The organism is Anaerofilum hominis (assembly GCF_014287275.1).
GTDB classification, from domain to species: Bacteria; Bacillota; Clostridia; order Oscillospirales; family Ruminococcaceae; genus Pygmaiobacter; species Pygmaiobacter hominis.
Map to the genome: position 1 here is coordinate 96,743 of NZ_JACONZ010000005.1, position 23,627 is coordinate 120,369.

At 61.6% G+C, this 23,627-nt stretch carries 16 protein-coding genes; 9 read left to right on the plus strand and 7 right to left on the minus strand.

Translation table 11 applies throughout. From position 1 onward, the window contains the following. Positions 1-385 precede the first annotated feature (385 nt). From H8S23_RS12605 to H8S23_RS12635, 7 genes are all read left to right on the plus strand, one after another. Positions 386-1,477, plus strand: coding sequence for a galactose ABC transporter substrate-binding protein (locus H8S23_RS12605; RefSeq protein WP_186888710.1), 1,092 nt, complete (start codon positions 386-388; stop codon positions 1,475-1,477). Between the two features lie 101 nt (positions 1,478-1,578). Further along, positions 1,579-3,132, plus strand: coding sequence for a sugar ABC transporter ATP-binding protein (locus tag H8S23_RS12610; RefSeq protein ID WP_186888711.1), 1,554 nt, complete (start codon positions 1,579-1,581; stop codon positions 3,130-3,132). Continuing rightward, positions 3,129-4,133, plus strand: a complete 1,005-nt coding sequence (locus H8S23_RS12615; protein WP_186888712.1) for a galactose/methyl galactoside ABC transporter permease MglC — start codon at positions 3,129-3,131, stop codon at positions 4,131-4,133. Before H8S23_RS12610 ends, H8S23_RS12615 begins: the two co-directional genes overlap by 4 nt. A gap of 374 nt (positions 4,134-4,507) precedes the next feature. Then, positions 4,508-5,464: a sugar ABC transporter substrate-binding protein gene (locus tag H8S23_RS12620; RefSeq protein ID WP_186888713.1), complete on the plus strand. Its 957-nt coding sequence runs from the start codon at positions 4,508-4,510 to the stop codon at positions 5,462-5,464. Next, positions 5,451-7,010, plus strand: a complete 1,560-nt coding sequence (locus tag H8S23_RS12625) for a sensor histidine kinase (RefSeq protein ID WP_186888714.1) — start codon at positions 5,451-5,453, stop codon at positions 7,008-7,010. Before H8S23_RS12620 ends, H8S23_RS12625 begins: the two co-directional genes overlap by 14 nt. Further along, positions 7,007-8,569, plus strand: a complete 1,563-nt coding sequence (locus H8S23_RS12630) for a helix-turn-helix domain-containing protein (protein ID WP_186888715.1) — start codon at positions 7,007-7,009, stop codon at positions 8,567-8,569. The genes H8S23_RS12625 and H8S23_RS12630 overlap by 4 nt, the downstream gene beginning before the upstream one ends. 52 nt (positions 8,570-8,621) lie before the next feature. Further along, positions 8,622-10,199 carry a carboxylesterase/lipase family protein gene (locus tag H8S23_RS12635; protein ID WP_186888716.1) on the plus strand — a complete coding sequence of 526 codons (1,578 nt, stop codon included), beginning with the start codon at positions 8,622-8,624 and terminating at the stop codon, positions 10,197-10,199. Between the two features lie 589 nt (positions 10,200-10,788). On the opposite strand, the gene H8S23_RS12640 is transcribed toward H8S23_RS12635, so the two are convergent. From H8S23_RS12640 to H8S23_RS12660, 5 genes are all read right to left on the minus strand, one after another. Then, complete coding sequence (locus H8S23_RS12640; RefSeq protein WP_186888717.1) at positions 10,789-11,832, minus strand: SDR family oxidoreductase; 1,044 nt, start codon at positions 11,830-11,832, stop codon at positions 10,789-10,791. Between the two features lie 53 nt (positions 11,833-11,885). Continuing rightward, on the minus strand, positions 11,886-12,566 hold the full coding sequence (locus H8S23_RS12645) for a fructose-6-phosphate aldolase (RefSeq protein ID WP_186888718.1): 681 nt from the start codon (positions 12,564-12,566) through the stop codon (positions 11,886-11,888). 1,161 nt (positions 12,567-13,727) lie between these two features. Next, a complete protein-coding gene (locus H8S23_RS12650; RefSeq protein WP_186888719.1) occupies positions 13,728-14,216 on the minus strand; it encodes a GNAT family N-acetyltransferase in 489 nt (162 codons plus the stop codon). Positions 14,217-14,222: 6 nt separating this feature from the next. Beyond that, complete coding sequence (locus tag H8S23_RS12655) at positions 14,223-14,663, minus strand: MarR family winged helix-turn-helix transcriptional regulator (protein WP_186888720.1); 441 nt, start codon at positions 14,661-14,663, stop codon at positions 14,223-14,225. A gap of 714 nt (positions 14,664-15,377) precedes the next feature. Then, the gene (locus H8S23_RS12660) at positions 15,378-16,118 is read right to left on the minus strand and encodes an inositol monophosphatase family protein (RefSeq protein WP_341479926.1); all 741 of its coding nucleotides are present in this window, start codon (positions 16,116-16,118) and stop codon (positions 15,378-15,380) included. Positions 16,119-16,449: 331 nt separating this feature from the next. Between H8S23_RS12660 and H8S23_RS12665 the strand changes: the two genes are divergently transcribed. Beyond that, positions 16,450-17,136 carry a hypothetical protein gene (locus H8S23_RS12665; protein ID WP_186888721.1) on the plus strand — a complete coding sequence of 229 codons (687 nt, stop codon included), beginning with the start codon at positions 16,450-16,452 and terminating at the stop codon, positions 17,134-17,136. A gap of 558 nt (positions 17,137-17,694) precedes the next feature. Here H8S23_RS12665 and H8S23_RS12670 read toward each other — a convergent pair. Then, a complete protein-coding gene (locus tag H8S23_RS12670) occupies positions 17,695-18,252 on the minus strand; it encodes an NUDIX domain-containing protein (protein WP_186888722.1) in 558 nt (185 codons plus the stop codon). Then, entirely contained in the window at positions 18,249-19,472 is a 1,224-nt protein-coding gene (locus tag H8S23_RS12675; RefSeq protein WP_186888723.1) for a hemolysin family protein, read from the minus strand. The genes H8S23_RS12670 and H8S23_RS12675 overlap by 4 nt, the downstream gene beginning before the upstream one ends. Positions 19,473-19,869: 397 nt before the next feature. Between H8S23_RS12675 and nifJ the strand changes: the two genes are divergently transcribed. Then, a complete protein-coding gene (gene nifJ, locus H8S23_RS12680; protein WP_186888724.1) occupies positions 19,870-23,433 on the plus strand; it encodes a pyruvate:ferredoxin (flavodoxin) oxidoreductase in 3,564 nt (1,187 codons plus the stop codon). Positions 23,434-23,627: the final 194 nt, after the last annotated feature.

Consider the following 23,627-nt stretch of genomic DNA (forward strand, 5'->3'; position numbering starts at 1 on the left):
CGCGGGGGTCCGCCCTCACCGGGGCCGCCCTCTCTTTCGCCCCATCCCCCTCCTGTGCGGTTACTCCTTCATTCCGCTGTCTGCGCGGGTCCGCCCTCTCCCCGGACGTCCTCCCCGCAAGACCTCTCTTCTGCGCTTCCCCGCCGGGAATACGGGCAAAAGCGCCCCTGTTTTCACCTCTCTTTTTTTGCGGACAGTTTGCAGATAGCAAGAAAAGTAAATAAAGTGCAAAAAAAGTATCGCCCACCACAAAAAATGTATCCTGTTAACAAAATGTTTGAATTTCCGGCCCGGCGCGCCGTGCCCTATAATAAGTCCTGCAAGCAGGGGGCGCACCGCTCCCCCGGGAAGAAAAGAAGAACGATCATTCATGGAGGAAAGCAAAATGAAAAAAGCATTGTCTCTTGTCCTGGCCTTTGCCATGGCGCTCAGCCTGGTGGCCTGCGGCGGCTCTGACAGCTCTTCGGCTGCTGCCGGCGGCTCCAGCGCGGCGGCGTCCGGCTCCGGCGCGGCGGCGTCCGGTGAGCAGCCTGTGGCCGGCGTGTGCTGGTACAACTTTGGCGACACCTTCATTGCCAACGCCCGCAATACGCTGAACGAGGCGGCAGCCGCCGACGGCACCATCAAGGTGATCGATGCGGACAGCCAGAACGATGTGGCCACCCAGACCAGCAACATGAACAATTTCTACACGCAGGGCGTCGACTACCTGGTGCTCAACAACATCAACAACAATGCCATCGCCGAGATCATCGAGCGGGGCAAAGAAGAGGACGTTACCCTGATCTTCGCCAACACCAACAGCCCCACGGATGAAGAGTTCGCCATGTATGACAAGGTCTATCACGTCTCCTCTGTGGCGACCCAGTCCGGCACCATCATGGGCGAGGCGCTGGTCAAATATTGGAATGAGCATCCCGAGATGGACCGCAACGGCAACGGCAAGCTGGATTACATCATGCTGCTGGGCATCCAGGGCCACTATGACACCGAAGTGCGCAGCTCTTACTCCCTGCAGGCCCTGGCCGACGCCGGCATTGAGACCGAGTGCGTTCAGGAGACCATCTGCAACTATCAGCGCGCCGACGCGCAGAACCAGGTCGCTTCTATTCTGCAGGCCCGCAAGGACGACGTGGATGCAGTCATCGCCTGCAACGACGATATGGCGCTGGGCGCCATCGAGGCTCTGAAAGCCGCCGGCTTCTTTGCCGATGAAGATTCCTACATCCCCGTGGTCGGCGTTGACGCCACCGCCAACGGCGTCGAGGCCATCAAGGACGGCACCCTGCTCTGCACCGCGCTGAACAACCCGGTCATCCTCGGCAACTCCGTCTACAAGCTGATGACCCTGCTGAATGAGGGCAAAGAACTCACTCAGGAGAACCTGGGTATGGACGGTGTCACCGTAGAGGGGCATCACATCAACATCAACTACATCGGCATCACTGCGGACAATGTTGAGGACGCAGCGTACTAAAACGCAAAAGCCTGACAGCCGGGCGCCGCTTCGGCGGGCCCGGCTGTTTTTTTGGAGCGGGCGCCCGCCGGGCGCCGGATATCAGAGATTGGAGGATCAGGATGGACAATTCTAGCATCGTCCTGGAAATGACCGACATCAGCAAGAGCTTTCCGGGCGTCAAAGCGCTGGACAAAGTGTCCCTCACAGTGCGCAGGGGCACAGTGCACGCGCTGATGGGCGAGAATGGCGCGGGCAAATCGACCCTCATGAAATGCGCGTTCGGTCTTTACCATCCCGATGAGGGAGAGATCCGCATCGAGGGAGAGACGGTCCGATTCCAGGACGCCAGGGACGCCATGGATAAGGGCGTCTCGATGATCCATCAGGAACTGCACCCCATCCGCACCCGCAACGTCATGGAAAACATCTGGGTGGGACGGGTACCCTATAAAAAGATAGGGCCGGTGCATTGGGTGGATGAAAAAAAGATGTATGAGGATACTCGGGCACTGTTTGAGGACCTGGAGATCCACATCGATCCGAGACAGTCGATGGGAGAACTGGCCGCGGCGCACTGCCAGCTGGTGGAGATCGCCCGTGCGGTCAGTTACGGAGCTAAGGTCATCATTATGGATGAGCCCACTTCATCGCTGACCGAGGGTGAGGTGGAGCTGCTCTTCCGCATCATCCGCAAGCTCACGGCGCAGGGCGTGGCTATCATCTATATCAGCCACAAGATGGACGAGATCCTCCAGATCTCCAACGAGGTCACCATCATGAGGGACGGGCAGCTGGTGGGCTGCTGGCCTGCAGAGGAGCTGACCCAGGACCTGATCGTGGCCCGCATGGTGGGACGCAAAATGGATAACCGTTTCCCGCCGCGTGAAAGCCATGTGGGGGAGCCCTGGCTGGAGGTAGAGCACCTCACCAGTGCCAACCCCCATTCTTTCCAGGACATCAGCTTCACGCTGCACAAGGGTGAGATCCTGGGCCTGGGGGGTCTGGTGGGCGCTCAGCGCACCGAGCTGATGGAGTCGATCTTTGGTCTGCGGCCGGTGGCCTCCGGCACGGTCAGGATCGGCGGCAAGCCGGTAAAGATCAAATGCCCGCAGGACGCCATCCAGCTGGGTATGGCGCTGCTCACGGAAGAACGCCGCGCCTCGGGCATCATCCCGATGTTGTCCGTGCAGGACAATGTGGTGCTGGCAAACCAGACTGCGCATACCCGCCAGTATACGGGAGGCAGGCTGTTTCTCAGCGAAAAAAAGCGTCGTGACGACGCGCAGCAGTACATCGATTCCCTTTCGATCAAAACGCCGACCCAGAAGACCCAGATCCAGAATCTGTCCGGCGGCAACCAGCAGAAGGTTTTGCTGGGGCGTTGGATGCTGACGGAACCAGAGATCCTGATCCTCGACGAGCCGACCCGCGGCATTGACGTGGGCGCAAAGTACGAGATCTATACCCTGATGACCCAGATGGCTGCCGAGGGCAAATGTGTCATCATGATCAGCTCTGAAATGCCGGAGCTGATGGGGATGTCCGACCGCATCATGGTCATGTGCGAGGGGCATCTGTCCGGTATCCTGGACGGCAAGACTGCCACAGACGAACAGATCATGATGCTTGCCAGCACCTATCAGGGCGCGGCTGAAGGAGGAGTTGTACAATGACCACCAAAAAAAAATTTAACGGTAAACAGTTTCTCGTCGACTATGCCATCTACCTGATCCTGCTGGCGCTGGTCGTGATCATCACTGTGATCTCCCCGAAGTTCTTGTCTTTCAGCGTGTTTAAGGACATCCTGATGCAGAGCTCGGTGCGCATCGTGGTGGCGATGGGATGTATGTTCATCATCATCTCCGGCTCTGCAGATCTGTCCGGCGGCCGCATGGTGGGCTTGTCCTCCCTGATCGCAGCCTCCCTGGCCCAGCAGGCCACGGCAAGCCTCAAATTCTGGCCCGGCCTGCCTGAGCTGCCTGCCATCGTGCCGGTCCTTGTCTCGATGGCCGTGGGCGTGTGCTTCGGCGTTTTCAACGGTCTGGTGGTTTCCAAGCTGAAAGTCCCCGCTTTTCTGGCCACTCTGGGCAGCCAGATGATGATCTTCGGCTTTTCCAGCCTCTACTTCAACAAAGCCCCCAACAATTCACAGCCTCTGGGCGGATTGGCAAAGGGCTTCCGCGATCTGGGCGGCGGCAGCATTGCCGGGATCCCCATCATCGTTATTATCGCGCTGACGGTGATGCTGCTGGTCTGGGTCATGCTCACCAAGACCTGCCTGGGCAAGGAGATCTTTGCTGTGGGCGGCAACCTGGAAGCCGCCCGTGTCTCCGGCATCAACGTGTTCAAGATCCAGATGATCACCTATTCCATCGCCGGCGCTTGCTACGGCCTTGCCGGCGCCCTGGAGTCGGCCCGCACCAGCAGCGCTACCAGCGCCTACGGGCAGGGGTATGAGCTGGATGCTATCGCAAGCTGCATCGTTGGCGGCTGCTCAGTGGCCGGCGGCGTGGGAACTGTGGGCGGTGTCTTTGCGGGCGTCATCATCTTCAACGTCATCAGCTACGGCCTGACCTTTATCGGCATCAGCCCGTACTGGCAGAACGTAGTCAAGGGCCTGATCATCATTGGCGCGGTGGCGCTGGATGTGCGTAAATACGCCTCCAAAAAATAAATCTCTTCCACTTGGCGAGAGCCGAATGGGGAAACAGGACCACAACGGGCAAGTGCGGTGGAAGCTCGCGGCTTTAGCGGCACAGCAAGCGGGCATCAGGGGCGGGATCCTGTGCGGATTGCCCCGCGGGATGCGGCCCATTGTGCGGTAGGACCGTTACGCCGCCCCTGTTCCCCCCTGCCCGGATCCGACATTTGCTGACCTCATCCTTTTTCATTGGGCGGGGCCCGGTCTCAGGCCGGGTCCCGCCTTTTTTAGCGGTTTGCAAAGAACCGGATTTTTCCGTACAATGATAGTGACAACGGCCCTGGCCGACCGCGGGAAGCCGGTTTTTTTCCGGCCTGGCCCTGCTGGGAAAAGGAGAGGAGATCCCAATGATGAGACGTTTTTTTGCGCTGGCCGGCGCTCTGCTGCTGGCACTTTCGCTGGGCGGCTGTGCCGGCGGCGGCGGTGCAGGGAGCGAAGACACGGGTACGATGCGCATTTCAGCCGTTTTGCCTCACAATGACTATGGCTATTGGACCACGGTGGCCGAGGGGGTCATGGAGGCAGGTGCGCGGCTGCCGGTGGACACCAAGGTGTATCTGCCCCAGTTGAACTACAATGTGTCTCAGATGACCGAGCTCATCCGCCAGCAGACGGCGGCACAGGTGGACGCGATCATCGTGCAGGGCATCGAAGATGAGACTTATCTGGCGGCCCTGGAGGAAGCGCGCGGCCAGGGTATCCGTATCGTCTTTGTCGATACCGACGTCCCCGACTTTCCGGATCATCTGTATGTGGGCACGGACAATTATCAGGCCGGGCGGCGTATGGGGGAGCAGCTTATTCAGGTCACCGCAGGCAAAGCCAGGGTAGCGGTGCTCTCCGGTGCGCCGGGATATCCCAATCTGGAGCTGCGGCTGGACGGGCTGCGGGACGCCGTGCAGGACGAGGAGGGCATCGTGATCGTGCGGGTGGAATACGACCAATATGACGCCCTGACCGTCATGGAAAAATATCATCTGATCCAGCAGGAGGCGCCCGATGTGGACACGTTGGTCTGTATTGAGGGTACCGGCGCACAGACGCTGGGACAGCTGGCGGGCGGCACCAGTTCTTTTCAGCATATTCTGGGGTTCGACGATTCTGATGACGGACTGGCGGGCGTGCAGTCGGGCCTCATTGACGGGCTGTTGATCCAGCAGAACCGGCTGATGGGGGCGCGCTGCGTGGAGGAACTGAGCCGCTGGAACGAGACCGGCGCTTATTCGGAGGAACAGATCCACACCGATGTGCGCTGGATCACGGCCCAGGATCTGGACGAGGAGGGCAACTATGAGGGCCGCTGAGAAAAATGCCGCCGCAGGCAACCGTTTTTTGGAGCGTTTCGGCCGAGGTTCGATCAGCGGCAAATACAGCCTGGGCTACCTGCTCATGCTCATCATTGTAGTGGTCATTTTTGCGGTCTCCTTTTTTACCGGGGAAGCCCTGTCGGCCCAATACCGGCAGGCTATGGGCGATCTGCTGGATCTCAACGGCCTGTTCATCGACGTGGAGAACACCAATCGCGCGGTCTACGACTATTACCTCTATCTGCGGCCGGTAAGCGGGGAGAACTACCGGCAGGAGAGCGCGACCACGCGCCGTGCGCTGGAGGAGATGTTCAGCCGGCTGGACGAGGACTATTCCCGCGAGGTCATGGACCTGTGCTGCATGATCGACACTTACCTGGGCCAGAGCGAAGCACTGGTAAACGCGCTCTCGGATTTCCGCAGCGAGGGCAGTGCCGGCGACAATGCGGCGCTGGCCGATGCATATCACGATACGCAGGATACGGTATCTTTCATCAACCAGAGCTTTCAGGAAGCCTATACCCTTAAACTTGCTACGACCCGGCAGATGCAGGGCCGCATCCACCGCATGCAGATGACGCTCAACATCTTTCAGATCGCGATGCTGGGGCTGGCGCTGCTGGTCTGTCTCGCTTTTTATCGAAAGGTGGTGCAGGGCATGACCCGCGCCGTGCGCCGCCTCACGGAGTTTGCGGCCCGCGTCACCCATCAGCCCACCCTGCAGGAGCACGTGCAGATCGACACCGGCGACGAGCTGGCCGTGTTTGCCGACGCTTTTAACGAGATGATCGACACCATCCAGCATCAGATGGGGCAGATCGAGGAGGATTCCCGGGTGCGCGGCCAGCTGCAGCAGGCAGAGATGGAAAACCTGCGCATCAGCGCGGCGCTGCAGGCCAGCCAGCTCAAGCTGCTGCAGTCCCGCATCAACCCGCACTTCCTTTTCAACACGCTGAACATGATCTCTCAGACCGCCCATATGGAAGATGCGGAGGAAACGGCGCGCTTGATGGAAGCCACTGCGGATTTCCTGCGGTATAACCTGGGCAAGGTGACCAAGGCCGTGACCCTGGCCGACGAGATCGAGAATACGCGCAACTATGTCTATATCCAGAGATGCCGCTTCGGCGAGCGGATCGGTTTCATCTTTGAGGTGGACGAGAGCCGCGCGGGCCAGGAGGTGCCCTGTATGATCCTGCAGCCGCTGGTGGAAAACTCCGTCACCCATGGGGTCGGCTCCATGATCCGCGGGGGCCGGGTGACGGTGCGCCTGTTTCCTGCCGGCGGCCGCAGCCTGCTGGAGGTGGAGGACAACGGCGCGGGGATCCCGGAAAGGAAGCTGGAGAAGCTGCGCGCTTCTTTTGATGAGGATGGAGACGACGGCGGCCACATTGGGCTGAGAAACGTTTATCAGAGGCTGAAGCTGTTTTTTGGCGAGGAGCTTCTCTTTGAGATCGAGAGCGCCCCCGGCCGCACGGTGGTGCGTATCGGGCTGCCGCGTGCCCTGGACTGCGGAGAGACACGGAAAGGAGAGCCGCTATGAAATATACGCTTGTCATCGCCGACGACGAGGAGATCGAGCGCAAGGCGCTGCGGCTGCTGGTGCAAAAGGAATTCCCGGAGATCGAGATCACCGCCATGGTGGACAACGGCACCGCGCTGGTGGCGCAGGTGCAGCAGCATCCGCCGGACATCGCCATCGTGGATGTGAACATGCCGGGCATCAACGGCATCGACGCCATCGATCTGCTCTGCGCCCGGGGCAGCCGCACGCATTTCATCATCAATACGGCCTACGACGAGTTCGACTATGTGCAGCGGGCGCTGGCCCTCAAGATCGACGCCTATATCCTCAAACCGGAGCGCCGCGACACCACCATCGGCACCATCCGCAAACTCTGCGCCCAGATCGACGAGGCGCGGGCCAATATCCAGAGCCAGCGCCAGATCCAGGAGCTGTTCACCCGCATCCAGCCGGTCATGGAAAGCGAGATCATGTATTCCCTGTTTATCGGCGAGCCCGCGGCCGCGAACTTCGAGGCCTACTGCGAGATGCACGCCGCGGAGTTCCAGTCCGGCGCGGTGGCCTCCCTCATCCCGGTGGAGGCGGGGCGCGACGGCCTGCGCGGCCAGGATAAGGCCGCGCTGCGCACGGCGCTGGACGCGGCTTTCGGCAACAGCTGCACCTATCTTGCCACGGTCACCGAGACCAATATCTGTCTGCTGATCTTCACGCCCGGGGGCGGCGCCGAGCAGCGCCGCTGGCTGTCGGACGTGCTGCGGGTGGCGGTGGACCAGCTCAACCACCGTCTGCGGCTGCCGCTGCGGGCCGGGGTGGGCGGCGTGTACGGCGAATTTGAAAAGATGTCCGCCTCTTATCAGCAGAGCCTGCTTGCCCTGACGGGGCCGGCGGGCGGCGGCGTCGCCTTTTACGAGCCCCAGGGCGAAAGCGCCGCCCGGCAGGAGGGCGCGGCGCAGGCCGAAGCGCTGGCCTGCCTTGTGCGCGAGGGCAACCTGCAGCGCATCGGGGCCGAAACGGCGCGGCTGCAGCCCCTGCTGCAGGGCGACCGGGCGGCGGCGCGGCTGCTGTGGGCCGGCGTGAGGCGGGAGCTGGACCGCGAGGCCGAGGAGAACGCGCCCCTGCGGGCCCAGCTGGAAAAAACAGCCGCCGAACTGGAGCGCAGAGACGCGGGCGCGGACTTTTCCGCCCCGCTGCGCGAGGGGCTGTACCAGGCGGTGATGCTGCTGGGCGCCCAGCCGGAGGACGGCGCCGGCGCCTATGTCCGCCAGGCGCTGCAGTATATCGGGGACAACTACGCGCAGGACATCTCCCTGGACACGGTGGCGGAACAGATCGGCATCAGCCCGTTTTACCTCAGCCGCCTGTTCAAGGCGGAGCGGGGAGAGACTTTTGTGGAGTACCTCACCGGGGTGCGGATGAAAGCGGCCACCCGGCTGGCAAAAGAGACGCGGCTGTCCATCCGCGAGATCGCCGAGCGCACCGGCTACGGCAACCCCACCTATTTCTGCCGTGTTTTCAAAAAATATACCGGCAGCACCATCGGCGACCTGCGGGAGCAGGGGCGCAAAAAGAGATTTTGATCCCGGGCCCCCCGCGCGCGGCGGGCCCGCATTTTGGAAAGAAGGCTTTGAAATGGCAAAAAAATTTGTTTGTACCCCGGACGAGCCGGTCGTGCAGACCGCGCAGGGAAAGCTGCGGGGCTTTGTGTTGGACGGCACCTACACCTTTTACGGCATCCCCTATGCCCAGGCGGACCGCTTCCAGGCGCCCCGGCCGGTCACGCCCTGGCAGGGCGTGCGGGACGCGCTCAGCTACGGCTATGTCTGCCCGCTGATGGAGCAGGATGTGCCCGACAAAGAGGTGCTGGTGCCCCACCGCTACTGGCCCATGGACGAGCATTGCCAGAACCTGAACCTGTGGACCCGCAGCCTGGACCCGGCCGCCAAACGGCCCGTCATGGTCTGGCTGCACGGGGGCGGCTTTTCCGCGGGCAGCGCCATCGAGCACGTCGCCTATGAGGGGGACCGCCTGTGCGAGTTCGGCGACGTGGTGGTGGTGTCGGTGAACCACCGGCTGAATCTGCTGGGGTATTTGGACCTGTCGGCGTTTGGGGAAAAGTACGCCAATTCCGGCAATGCGGGCAATGCCGACCTGGTGGCCGCGCTGGAATGGATCCGCCAGAACATCGCCGCTTTTGGCGGCGATCCGGACAACGTGACCCTGTTCGGGCAGTCCGGCGGGGGCGAAAAGGTGCTGACGCTGATGAACACCCCCGCGGCGGACGGCCTTTTCCACAAGGGGATCATCGAGAGCGGCGTCACCGACCTGAGCGCGGGTCCGGCGGCCGACGGCGCGCCGCTGGTGCGGGCCATGCTGGCGTGGCTGGGCCTGGACGAAAAAGAGGCGGACCGGCTGGAGACCCTGCCCTACCCGCGCCTGGTGGAGGCTTATAAAGCGGTGGTGGCGGATGTGGCCGCCGCCGGCGGCTATATCGGCTGCTGGCCGCTGGCAAACGGCTGGTATGCCGGCAACCCGCGCCAGGTGGGCTTTACCGAGCACGCCAAAACCATCCCGGTGCTCATCGGCACCGTGATGGGAGAGTTCTGCTTTGAGCCTGGGGTGCAGAACAAATACGGGATGGACGAGGCGCAGGTGCTGGGGCTGCTGCGGGAAAAATACGGCGCGCACACGGACCGCCTGAAAGAGCTGTTCCGCGCCGCCTATCCAAAAAAGCATCTGTCCGACCTGCTGTATCTGGACGCCTTTTTCCGCGCGCCCACCCGGCAGTTCATCGCCCTGCGCAGCGAGACCTGCACGGCGCCCACCTACTCCTATCTCTTCTCCTATGACTTCCCCATCGACGGGGGCAAGGTGGCCTGGCACTGCAGCGAGATCCCGTTTGTGTTCCACAACACGGCGCGCACCCCGCTTTTCAATGTGCCCGGGGAGACCGACCTGCTGGAACAGAGGGTGTGCGGCGCGTTCGTGAACTTTGCCTGTTACGGCGAACCTCAGGTCTGCTCTCTGCCGGCCTGGCCCGCCTGCGTGCCCGGGGACGAGCGCACCATGATCCTGGATGTGGTCTGCGAACTGCGGCACAATTTTGACGCGGCGCTGATCGAGGCCTTGAAAGAGAGCGGCGCGGCGCCGGACATGACCCTGCTGGAGGTGGTGGCCCCCGGCGCGGACACCGTCACCGTGCGCCATTGAGGCGCGGCCGCAGCGGTGAGAAAACAAAAAACAGCCGGTTTCCCGGCTGTTTTTTGTTGCATAAAGGAAACCACCCGCAGGGCAAGCGGTATAAAAGAAGCCTCATGGCGATCCTGCAGGCAGGAGCGCCCTCTGCAAAAATAGAAATGCAGCCTGCCAGCTGCACGAAAAGCGAAGATACGTCATCCGATAAACAACGTAAGCAGGCATCGCATAAGGGATCGGGAATTCCGGTGTCGGGGATATTGTGCGGATACCGCGGGGAAAATGCAGACAAAATAGAAGGGTCCATACGACGCCAGCGGGAACAAGAGCAAGCGGGCGAACAGCGGGCGACAGGAAATTTCCCATAAGCCCCTTTCCGGGCGGCAGGCAGACGCTCCCCCGCGGCGGACAGGCGGTGCCAACGCGGCGCGGCGCGTGCGCCGGCAGTCCAGCGCTTTACCAGTCTGTAAAGATCCCCCGGTTTTACCGGGGGATCTTTATGAGAAGCGCAGCCGATAAACGCAACGCGCGGTTTGTCTGCGCCGCGTGTTTTTGTGGCGGGAGACCGCCGTTTCAGCAGCGCTTTTCCGGGGAGGGTGGAAGTTCAGGACACGCCCTCGCCCGCGGCGTCGGCAATAGTGCGGCGGGCGGCCTCCAGCCCCGCGCAGACCGCATCGCAGAACCGATCGAACTTTTCGTCCCGCTGCTGCAGCTCGGGATGTGCCAGGAGATAGGCGGCAGCTTCCCGCGCCCCCTGGTCGAAGCGGGTGCGGGCGGCAAAGCCGGGCACCAACCGTTTGAGCTTTGTGTTATCGAACAGCACGCTCGCCGCTTTGTCCCCCAGCAGGCCGCCCTCAAAATCATAGCCCCAGGCCGTGCCGGCGCTGGCCAGCAGGCTGCTGGGCGCGTGGACCGCCCGCAGAGGAACCCCCAGAGCGTCCGCGATCACGCCGTAGATCTGGTTCCAGGTAAGGCTCTCGTCCGAGGTGATCTGCACCGCCTGGCCCAGGGCGTGGGCGTTGCCCACCAGGCCGCAGAACCCGAGGGCAAAGTCGCGGCTGTGGGTCAGGGTCCACAGCGAACTGCCGTCGCCGTGGATGACCACCGGCTTGCCCGCCAGCATGCGGGCAAGCACCTGCCAGCTGCCCTTTTCACCGTGCAGGGCCACCGGCATTTTGCGCTCGCAGTAGGTATGGCTGGGGCGCACGATGGTCACGGGGAACCCGTCCTCGCGGAAATGGCGCAGCAGCAGTTCTTCACAGGCCGCTTTCTGGCGGGAATAGTCCCAATAGGGATTGACCAGCGGCGTGCTCTCGGTGAGGGGCAGCAGCACCGAGGGCTTCTGATAAGCCGAGGCGGAGCTGATGAAGATGTACTGGCGCGTTTTGCCGGCAAAAAGACGAAAGTCCCGCTCCGCCTCTTCGGGGCGGAACGCGATAAAGTCGGCCACGGCGTCAAAGGTCTGCCCCTCCAGCAGCTTTGCCGCCCCCGCTTCGTCGCGGATATCGCAGGTCAGTTCCCGCACGCCGGGCAAAAGGCCCTTGCGGGTGCCGCGCGTGAGCAGCCACAGCTCGTGCCCCTGTGCCAGCAGCCGCTCGCTGATGGCGGTGCTGATGATGCCGGTGCCGCCGATAAAAAGAATTTTCATGTTATCACCTGTCTGCCTTTCCCATCTTGCTGTTTCGGCGCGGGGGGCCGCGCTCAAACGGTGGTCAGGTTGCTGCCCGGCCCGTGGATCTCCTCAAAATCGGCGGTAAAATCCTCAACGGCCTTGCGGATGGCGGGCTCGCAGAGGCCCTGTTCGATCACGCCCGGGGCCACGGTGGCGCTGTGCGCGCCGGCGGCATAGGCCCGGGCGACCTCCTGCGGCTCGTGGAAGCTGGCCGCCAGCACCTTTGCGTCGAAGTTGTTGTTGTCGATAAAGGCCACCAGCTCGCGAAGCACCCGCTCCGGGTCGCCGCCCATCTTTTCGATGCGGCTGAAATACACGGCGATGTACTTTGCCCCGGCCATAACGGCCAGCATGCCCTGCAGGCTGGTGTACACTGCCGTGGCGGTGACGTTGGCCCCGGTCTCTGAAAGGGATTTGATGGCCGGCAGGCCGGCCGGAGAGACGGGGATCTTGATATAGGTCTCCTCTCCCAGCTCGGTCAGGATGCGGCGGGCCTCCTGCAGGATCAGCGGGGTGCTGTCCGCGACCACCTGTACATGCAGGCTGCGCTCGTCCCCGCAAAGCGCTTTCACCTTGCGCAGGTGGTCCCAGAGATCGGTCCTGCCCTCTTTTTTCAGGATGGAGGGGTTGCTGGTGACCCCTGCGGCGGGGTAATCGGCGAGATACCGGTCCAGCTCTTGTAAATTTGCGGTGTCGAGCATCAGTTCCATCTGTCATTTCCCCTTTCTCGCGGTGCCCGTCCCACCCGGGGGAAAACGCCCCTCCCCCGGCCCGGAAAAGGGGACGCGCTGCAGGCGCCGCCAACTGCATTTTACCCAAAAGGGACGAGGATGTCAAAAGGCCCCTTTGCCGCTGCGCGTCCCCCTTGCGGCGGGGCTGGAAAACGGGGACGATCTGGGGCGGAATTTGTTTACAAAAAAGTCCAAAAAACGGCATGGCACCGTCACAAATTGGTACTATAGTACATATCAGGGCCTAAAAATCCATTTAAAATGCCAATGGAAAAGCGGCCTCTGATGGGCTATAATAAAGACACGGAAAGGAACTAAGGCAAGCGGGAAAGAGACGGCCGCAGGGTCTTAATAAAGATCTTGCCGGCAATGAAAGTCAAGGTCCCGACGCCGCGACTGAAAGGAAAGAGGTGAGACCGGTGCACAAAGTAGAACGCAGTGACCACGGAGAGCCCGGCCATTTCATCTGCAGGGCGGCAGCATAATTTAAGCAGGCGTTATTTTATAGTTTATAAAAACGACAGGCGCCTCTTGTATGCTGCAAGATCAGCGGCAAGAGTGTTGGCCAGATATACCGCAACGGCATAAATGAGTCCTCGCCGCCTTGCAGAGGCCGGATCCCAAATTTTCAGATAGATGAAGTTCGACGGAAGTTTGTGAGTTCTTTCACCAAGACGAAAAGGCATTTGTTCCAACGGTTTTAAGATCAGTCCATTTTAAAGCAATTGGTTCTGCTACCTGTAAGTTTTCAAGTGATCCCTTAACGAACGACCACGAAGTTTATCTCATGAAATCAGGAAAGGCTTAAACTCCAATGATGACTTAAGCAATCAGCCGCCCCGCGAAAGCCGGGCGGCTGATTTTTTGTGAAAAAAAGCGGCGTCCCCTCTCCGCCCGGAGACCGACGGGCGGCCCGAACTTTTGAGGACGCTGCGGGAGCGCCGCCGGACCCGCACAGGGCGGCAAAAGCGGCGCCGCATATTTTTGGCGCGGGACGGGCGGCCGCCGGCATGCAGCTGCGCTTTTTTCAAAAAACAGCGGCGTCCGTCCGCCGGGCCCGCGGCGCGGGAACTGCGTTCTCCCGGTGCGGTCCTGCGCCCGGCAGGAGGAAAACAAAAGATGGCCCCCTTGAGCGGACATCTAGCAAAGCTCGCAGTGCCAGACCTCGTGATACATGTCGCGGCTTTCGTCCCACAGGTTGTAAAACTCGCTTTCCACTTTGTGAAAACCGAATTTTGCATAGAGGTGCCGCGCCGGTTTCAGGATGTCCAGCGTGCCCAGCATAAGACGGAGATACCCGTTTTCTCGGCAAAAGCGGATCGCCGTCTCCAGCAGGCGGCTGCCCAGCCCCTGTCCCTGCAGGTCCGTGTCCACGCCGAACCAGCGCAGCTGCGCGCTGTCCGGTCCCCGTTTGATGACGGCGATATCGCCGACGATCCGGCCGTCGAGCTCGGCGACCCACATCTGGCTGCCCTCCGGGTCGTCGTAGAGTTCCGCCATTCCGCCCAGCATCTCTTTTTCGTACAGCCCGTTGAAGTGGTATTGCTTTTCATAGAGCTTATATTGAAAATAGCATACCCTGCTGGGATCCCCCGGCCGGTAGGTGCGGAGGACGATCTTTTCCTTCATGTTCAGTCACCTTTCCTTGTCATGGCAGCGCAGCGTTTTTTCAATAAAAGCCATTGCCTCGCAAAGCCGGCCGCAGGTCTCGTCGTCCAAAGGGGCCAGCTTGTCCCTGAGCTGCTGGTTCCCGCGCTGGTCGATCTGCTCCGCTTCCCTGCGGCCCGCCTGCGTCAGACGTATTTTTTTCAGCCCTTTACCGCCCGGCACGGGTTCCCTGGTCAAAAGCCCCTGTTTTTCGAATTTCCCCAAGATCCTGCTGACATAGCTTTTGTCCATATTCAGATGGCGGCACAGATCGGTGGCGCTGATCCCTGCGCAGAGATAAAGTTCAAACAGGACCCGCGATTCCGGCCACGCCCGCCCGGTCTCCAGGTAGCCCTTGTTCATCACATCCAGCCAAACAGTATAATAGCGGTTGAATTCCCGCATTTTTTTAATGGCGCTGTCGTTCAATCTCCCGCCTCCCTTGTTTCCCATGAGTTGACTTTATCAACACTATAACGATAATGCAAAGAGTTGATTTTGTCAACTGAAAAGACAAAAAAGAGATCGGCGCAAGCGCGCTGGCGGCGGAAAGGGCCGGAAACAGGAGACCGCGGCGCGCTTTTGCACCTGACCCCGAAGAAGCCGAAACGACGCGGGGAAAAGGGCTGCCGGTACGGAGGAAGAGGGAGTAAACACACAGACAAGGTGCGGCTGTTTGTGCCGGCCCTCTCTTTCGGTGGCCGCGCAGCGGCGGGAAATGGGAGCATGGAGATAAGATAGATATCTTTCTACTGCGCGGCAATGGACCCACAGCCGCAGTGTGGCTGTGGGTGGAAACCATCCGTTTCAAGAGGCGTGCAGCGGCGGGAAACAGGAGCATAGAAATAAAAAGTTTTTCTATTGCAAAACAAGGAAAAAACGGCCGCGGTGCGGCTATGTGCTTGGCCCTCCGTTCCGGCTGCCGCACAGCGGCGGGAAGCGCGGTCATGAAGATGCGCGTTTTTGTGCGCAGCAGCCTGCCTGTGTGGGCGGCTGCAACTGGTTTACCCGGCCAAAAGCACAAAAAAGGCCCCGGCGGCCGTTTTTGCCGCAGAGCCATAAAATAGGGAGGACGGCAAAAAACGCCGCCGCCTGCCTGCCGCGCGCGCCGCAGGCCCGGCGATTTCCCGGGACATATCCTGCCTATTCCTCCGCCGCAAGGCACAGCAGCTCGTCCCAGAGCTCCGGCCCGGCGGCGATCAGATCGCAATTTTTTGAAAAATCCGGTGCGCAGCCGCCAAAATCGCCGACGCGGCCCCCTGCTTCCCGCACCAGCAGCGCGCCGGCGGCAAAATCCCAGGGTTTCAGGTTGCGCTCCAGATAGCCCTCCACCCGGCCCGCGGCCACATAGGCCAGATCCAATGCCGCCGAGCCGGTGCGCCGCAGGTCGCCGCAGCGCTCAAAAAGCCGGCGGAACAGCGCAAAATTCGCGTCCGCCAGCTGGCGGTCATAGGGGGAGGTGCCCACGGCGATCACGCTGTCCGCCGCCGGCACCCCCGCGCTGACCTGGATCGGCCGCCCGTTCAAACGGGCTCCCCGCCCCCGTCGCGCGGTGAAAGTTTCGGCGAGAAAGGGCTGATAGACGACGCCGAACACGGGCTCTCCCGCCTCTACCAGCGCCAGCGAGACGGCGCTGTGCTGGAAATGATGCATCAGGTTGGCGGTGCCGTCCACCGGGTCCAGCACCCACACCGAGCCGGAGAAATCCGGCTCAGAGGCGGCTTCTTCGCCCAAAAACTGGACCTGCGGCCAGCGGGCGCGCAGCTCGCGCTGCAAAAAGTTCTGCACCGCAGTGTCGCAGCGGGTGACAAAATTGGCCCGCCCTTTGGCGGAGACCTCTGCCAGCAGGGTCTCGTCGGTGATGATGGCCCGCGTGCTTTCCACCAGGCGCACGACCTCGTCAAAATCGATCTCCAGAAAAATTCCCCCTTTTACTGTTTTTGATCGGATCAGGAGACAGAACTCCGTTTGCGGTCTTTCCTCAGCGCCTGCAGAGATGTAGCGAGACCCGTGCAGCGCGGGACTTTCGCCGTCTTTGCCTGCGGCCGGTCCCGTTTTTGTAAGCGCGTGCGCCTGAGAAACATCCGCTGGAAAGGCGCGGCGCGCATCAGAGACATTTTTTTGAAATTTGGCTGTCAGGCCTGTCCCCTCCTGTGCTGTTTGCTTTATAATGGAGAAGAGATCATCTTTCAGCACAGACGGGGAGAGATAGTTTATGAAGAAAAAGTTTTTGTGCTTTCTGGCTTTTCTGGTGATGGCTCTTTTTTGTGCGGCGTGCAGCGGGGGACGCGGAACCGCCTCCCTGCCTGTGACGGCGTCCGGTAGCGGGCAAAGCGCCGCTTCTGCGCCGCAGGAGGATAAAGCGCTTATCGGGAAAGAGCTTCAGCCCTCTTCTTCCGGCGATGGACTGTATGATAAAATTTGCCGCTGCCTTTATCCCTATCTCATCACACAGTCGGGCCACGGCTATGACCTGTTCTGCGAGGGCTCTTTTTCACAGGAAAACTATCTGTCTCTTTTAAATTATATCATTTTGCAGGAGCATAGGGATCAGGTAAAAAAAGAGGGGGCAACAGAGTTCGGGCAGCCGGTTTTTTATTTCGAAAAAGCCCAGTATGAAAAATGGTATGAGGATTATTTTATACACGCCGGGGCAGGGCCCCTCGATCTTGACTGCGAGATCGTGGGGGATGTGGAATGTGTGCCGGTAGCAGAAATGGGCTGGGGGTCCGTTCAGTCCTATACGATCAAAAGCATCGACAGCGAACCTCAAAATATTTATAGCATCAAGATCTGGGTCTCTGGCACGGAAACCGAAGATAAGCTGGACCTATTTTTTTCTGTGAGGATGGATGAGGAGTCCTTTCAATATCTTTCCGTGCAGACCGATGGTGCGGAGTAGAGCGGGGCAGGCCCGCCGCGGCTTCGGCAGGGGACCGCACGGCAGAGACTTTTTCGAGTTCCCGTCCAACCGGGCAGGGAGCCATGCGGCAAAGTGGGATAGGGAAAAAGCGCCGCCCTGTCCCTTTTGCAGAGGATAAAGACCTGAGCCGTCAAAGCGGGCGCAGGGGGCGCTGTGCCCGCGGCCGTGCAGCCGGCCTGGCACAGTTCCCGGAAAAACGGCCTGCAGACAAAATCTGTTGGCCCGCAGACCGGCCGAAAACTTCTGCCGTGATCTCCCTGTGGAGCTGCCGCACTTGTTCCCGCAGATGCCGGCCGGATGCCGGTGCTGTGGGCTTTTTGCTGCTTTGCAGCAAAAGCGGCCGGTCCCGAGGACCCGCCCCCGCCGCTGTGCGGCAGCAGGGCGAAGGACCGAACAACAGCCTGCGCTCTTGCGCAGGCTGTTTTCCCTGCCCCCGCACAGCCCCCAAAACGGCCGCTGCGCTTTTGCACCGGGGGCCGGATTTTCAGGCAAAACAAACGCACCCGCCCACAAGAGGAGCGGATGCGCGCAGAAAACTTAAAACTTTCCCGCTTCCCGCAGGGCTTTCAGCCGGAAGATCGCGGCGATGGTCTTGCCGTCGTTGATCTCCCCGTCCAGGGCCATCCGTTCGGCCTCGGCAAAGGGGATCGTGAGCACGGTGACGAACTCGTCCGGGTCCAGGTGCTGGGCGGTGCGGTGCAGGCCCTTGGCGGCATAAAGGTGGATCACCTCGTTGCAGTAGCCGCAGGTGGGCAGGAAAACCCCCAGGTCCGCGTACTCGTCCGCCGTCACCCCCACCTCTTCCGACAGCTCGCGCTGCGCGGCGGGGAACGGGTCCTCCCCCGCCTCCAGCTTGCCGGCGGGCAGTTCCAGCAGCTCCCGTTCGTAGGCATAGCGGAACTGCCGCACAAAATACAGCTGGCCGTCGTCGGTCAGCGCCGCCACGCAGGCGCCGCCGTGGTGACGCACCACCTCGCGGGCAGAGGTCGCCCCGTTCTCCAGCCGCACCTCGTCCCGGGTCACCGTGATCACCCGGCCCTCAAAAATGGTCTCCCGGCGCAGCATCGTCTCCCGGTGTGTCAGCCCCTCGCTCATACCTTGCTCCCCTCCAGTTCTGTGGTCTCCTGCTGCGGCACAAGGCGGCAGAACACCCGTTCCACCCGGCGCTCGCCTACCTGCAGCACCCGGAACAGGAGGCCGCCGTACTCCAGCGAGACCTCCTCGCCCTCCCGCGGGATGCGCCCCAGGCGGCTGGTGATCAGCCCGCTCACCGAGCCGAAATCCTCGTCGCCCTCCTGCTTGGGAGCCTCCAGGCCGAACCAGGTGAAAATATCCTCAAGGTCCGCCGCACCGTCGGCCACGCAGCCGCCTTCAGCGGGGCGGATCTCCTCTTCCTCGTTGTCGAACTCGTCCTCGATGTTGCCCACGATCTCTTCCAGGATGTCCTCCATGGTCACGATGCCGGCGGTGCCGCCGTACTCATCCACCACGATGGCGATCTGGGTGTGTTTGGCCCGGAACTCCAGCAGCAGCTCCCGGGCGCGGCAGCTCTCCGGCACGAACATGGCCGGGCGCAAATATTGATGGATGGGCACGTCGCCCCCGGCCGGGTCCTCCACCAGCCGCAGCAGGTCTTTCACGTACAGGATGCCCACGATGTCGTCCAGATTTTTGTGGTAGACAGGCAGCCGCGAAAAGCCCTTTTCCAGCGCCATGGGGATCACCTCGCGGGCGGCGCCCACGTCCTCCACAGCCTCCACCTCGGTGCGGTGGGTCATGATCTCGCCGGCGGCGATGTCGTCCAGTTCAAAAACGCCGGAGATCATCTCTTTCTGGCTCTCGTCGATAAAGTCCCCCTCTTCCACGTCGTCCACCAGAGAGAGCAGGTCCTCTTCCGTCACCCTGCTTTTGGCGGAAAGCCCCGCGGCGCGGAAGACCGCCCGCGGCAGCAGCAGGAACGGCTTGCCCAGCAGGGCCGAAAAAATGCGGGCCGCGCGGCTTTGGGGCGCCTGGTCGGGGTGACGGGCCGCGCCCAGCGAAAAGGCCAGCACAAAAAGCACCGGCCCCAGCAGCGCGGCGGCCAGCGCCGCCCAGGGCATGGCGCGCAGCCAGCCGGCGGCGCAGAACACCGCCCCCGCCAGCAGCAGCACCGCCGCCACGGCGGCGGCGCCGGTGAGCGGGGTCAGCCCCAGCAGCGCGGCGTCGTCGTCCTCTTCCCCGTCGATCTCGGAGAAGGCGCCCAGCGCCCGGGCCGCCAGCAGCGACAGCAGCAGCAGAAACACAGCGAGAAACAGACTTTGACCATCAGGGTCCATGCGGACAAAACTCCCTTTTCCCGGCGGCGGGCCGCCGTTGATGAGCGGTGGGGCGGGCGGAACGGGGGCTCCCCCCGTTTTGGGGCCGCGCATCGGCACGGCCGCCGAAAGGGGCCGGCGCGCCCACGGATACTCACGTCGATTTTATAGTATTTGCGCGTCCGTGTCAAACCCCGCCGCACTGCGGCGCAGCGGGGCCTGTGGGGCGGGCGGGGGGATAAAAACCGATGTTTGGAAAAATTGCCATAAATTTAAGGATAATAACACTATTTTAATGACAAATTCGTGAGAAAAGCCGGTTTTGTTATTTACTTATCAAGCCGGATTTGATAAAATAAGGAATGCGAGAGCGCAATCCATCGTTACGCTATCAATTTTTTAGGGAGGAACTAAAAAAATGGCAAGAGCTAAAAAGAGTATGGATGGCAACACCGCCGCCGCGCACGTAAGCTACGCGTTCACGGAAGTTGCCAGCATCTATCCCATCACTCCGTCCAGCCCCATGGCCGACCAGGTGGACCAGTGGTCCGCCGCGCACCAGAAGAACATTTTTGGTACTGAAGTCAAGGTCATGGAGATGCAGTCGGAGGCGGGCGCCGCCGGCACCGTGCACGGCAGCCTGAACGCGGGTGCGCTGACCACCACCTACACCGCGTCCCAGGGCCTGCTGCTGATGATCCCCAACATGTACAAGATCGCGGGCGAGCTGCTGCCGGCCGTGTTCCATGTATCGGCCCGCACCCTGGCCACCCATGCGCTGAACATCTTCGGCGACCACAGCGACGTCTATGCCTGCCGTCAGACCGGCTTTGCGATGCTGGCCGAGTCGAACCCGCAGGAGGTCATGGATCTGGGCGCCGTGGCGCATCTGGCCGCCATCGAGGGCCGCGTGCCGTTCCTGAACTTCTTCGACGGCTTCCGCACCAGCCACGAGATCCAGAAGATCGAGGTCTGGGACTATGACGATCTCAAAGAGATGGTGGACATGGACGCCGTGGCCGCGTTCCGCGCCCGCTCGCTGAACCCCGAGCACCCCACCATGCGCGGTTCGCACGAGAACGGCGACATTTTCTTCCAGCACCGCGAGGCGTCCAACAAGTACTATGACGCCCTGCCCGCCATTGTGGAAGAGTACATGAACAAGGTCAACGCCAAGATCGGCACCGACTACAGCCTGTTCAACTACTATGGCGCCCCCGACGCCGAGCGCGTCATCATCGCCATGGGCTCCATCTGCGACGTGGCCGAGGAGGTCATCGATTACATGATGGCCGCCGGCGAGAAAGTCGGCCTGGTCAAGGTCCGCCTGTACCGCCCGTTTGTGGCCGAAAAGCTGATCGAGGCTCTGCCCAAGACCACCAAGAAGATCGCCGTCCTCGACCGCACCAAAGAGCCCGGCGCTCTGGGCGAGCCCCTCTATCTGGACGTCGTCACCGCTCTTGCCCGCTGCGGCGTCTCGATCCCCGTGGTCGGCGGCCGCTACGGCCTGGGCTCCAAGGACACCCCGCCCGCAAGCGTCTTTGCCGTGTATGAGAACCTGAACCAGGATAAGCCGCAGGACAACTTCACCATCGGCATCGTGGACGACGTCACCGGCCACTCGCTGGAAGAGAAAGCCGCCCCCGACACCACCCCGGCAGGCACCATCAGCTGCAAGTTCTGGGGCCTGGGCGGCGACGGCACCGTCGGCGCGAACAAGAACTCCATCAAGATCATCGGCGACCACACCGACAAATACATCCAGGCATACTTCCAGTATGACTCCAAAAAGACCGGCGGCGTCACCATCAGCCACCTGCGCTTTGGCGACAAGCCCATCAAATCCACCTATTACATCAACAAGGCGGACTTTGTGGCCTGCCACAACCCGTCCTATGTGGTCAAGGGCTTCAAGATGGTCAACGACGTCAAGCCGGGCGGCACCTTCCTGATCAACTGCCAGTGGACCCCGGAGGAGCTGGAGCATCATCTGCCCGCCGAGGCCAAGCGCTATATCGCCAAAAATAACATCCAGCTGTATACCGTGAACGCCATCGATAAGGCGATCGAGATCGGCATGGGCAAGCGCACCAACACCATCCTGCAGTCCGCGTTCTTCTCGCTGGCCAAGATCATGCCGGAAGAGGACGCCGTCAAGTTCATGAAAGAGGCTGCCCACAAGTCTTACGCCAAAAAGGGCGAGGCCGTAGTCAACATGAACTACAACGCCATTGACGCCGGCACCACCGCCTATGTCAAGATCGACGTGCCCGCCTCCTGGGCCGACGCGAAAGACGAGAGCGACGCCAAGGCGCTATCCGGCCGCGAGGCGCTGGTCAAGCAGGTCAAGGAGATCCTGGACCCGGTCGATATGATGAACGGCGACAGCCTGCCCGTCTCCGCGTTTGTGGACCATGTGGACGGCACCTATGAGCAGGGCGCTTCCGCCTATGAGAAGCGCGGCGTCGCGGTCACCGTGCCCGAGTGGGATCCCGAAAAGTGCATCCAGTGCAACCAGTGCTCGTTCGTCTGCCCGCACGCCACCATCCGCCCGTTCCTGCTGGACGAGGCCGAGGTGAAAGCCGCGCCCGCTTCCATGAAGCTGGCCGCCGCCAAGGGCAAGGGCCTGGAGGCTTACAAGTTCGCGATGACCGTTTCCCCGCTGGACTGCATGGGCTGCGGCTCCTGCGTCAATATCTGCCCGGCCCCCGGCAAGGCGCTGAAGATGGTCCCGCAGGAGAGCCAGCTCCCCGAGCAGGACGCGTTCGACTACGCCGTCGACAAGGTCACCAAAAAAGAGACCATGTTCAAAAAGGACTCGGTCAAGGGCAGCCAGTTCGAGCAGCCGCTGCTTGAGTTCTCGGGCGCCTGCGCGGGCTGCGCGGAGACCAGCTATGCCAAGCTGATCACCCAGCTGTTCGGCGAGCGCATGTATGTGGCCAACGCCACCGGTTGCTCCTCCATCTGGGGCGGCACCGGCGCCACCAGCCCCTACACCGTCAACCGTGAGAGCGGCTTTGGCCCGACCTGGGCGAACAGCCTGTTCGAGGACAACGCCGAGTACGGCCTTGGCTTCCAGCTGGGCCAGAAGTATGTCCGCGAGACCCTGGTGGAAAAGACCCGCGCCCTGCTTGCCGTCGAGTATACCGACGCTGATCTGAAAGCCGCCGCGCAGGCCTGGCTGGACACCCTGGACGAGGGCGACGCCAACCTGGAGGCTGCCAAGAAGTATGTGGCCGAGCTGAAAGAGTCGGTCATCGAGGGCTGTGACTGCGAGGCCTGCACGCTGGGCCGCGAGATCCTCTCCAAGAAAGAGTACCTGTCCAAGAAGTCCGTCTGGATCTTCGGCGGCGACGGCTGGGCCTATGACATCGGCTTCGGCGGTCTGGACCACGTGCTGGCTTCCGGCGAGGACGTCAACGTGATGGTGTTTGACACCGAGGTGTACTCCAACACCGGCGGCCAGGCCTCCAAGGCCAGCCAGATCGGCCAGGTGGCGCAGTTCGCCGCGGCCGGCAAGGCCATCGGCAAAAAGGATCTGGCGCAGATCGCCATGTCCTACGGCTACGTCTATGTGGCGCACATCGCCATGGGCGCCGACTACAACCAGACGGTCAAGGCCCTGAAAGAGGCTGAGAGCTATCACGGCCCGTCCCTGATCATCGGCTACGCCCCCTGCGAGATGCACGGCATCAAGGGCGGCATGGGCAACTGCCAGCTGGAGATCAAGCGCGCTGTGGCGTCCGGCTACTGGCACATGTATCGCTTCGATCCGCGCGCGAAAGCCGAGGGCAAGCCCGCTTTCACCATCGACTCCAAGGCGCCGACCGAGAGCTATCTCGACTTCATCAAGTCCGAGAACCGTTACGCCCGCCTGCAGATGGCTTTCCCCGAGCGCGCCGAGGCGCTGTTCGACAAGGCGGTCAGCAAGTCCGAGGACCGTTACGAGTATCTCAAAAAGCTGGAGACTCTGTACAAATAAGAGCCCTGCCAGCCTGAACAACGCTCCCTAAAAACAGAACGCCCCGCCGGTCTTTTTTCGGCGGGGCGTTCTGTTTCTGCGTCCGCGGGACGAGGAGCCGCTGTTTTTTTGATGAGCGCTCCTTCCCTTTCGCGCTTTCTGTTTCTGCGCCTGGAGGGGCGAGAAGCCGCGGCCACCATAAACGGCAGCGCGGC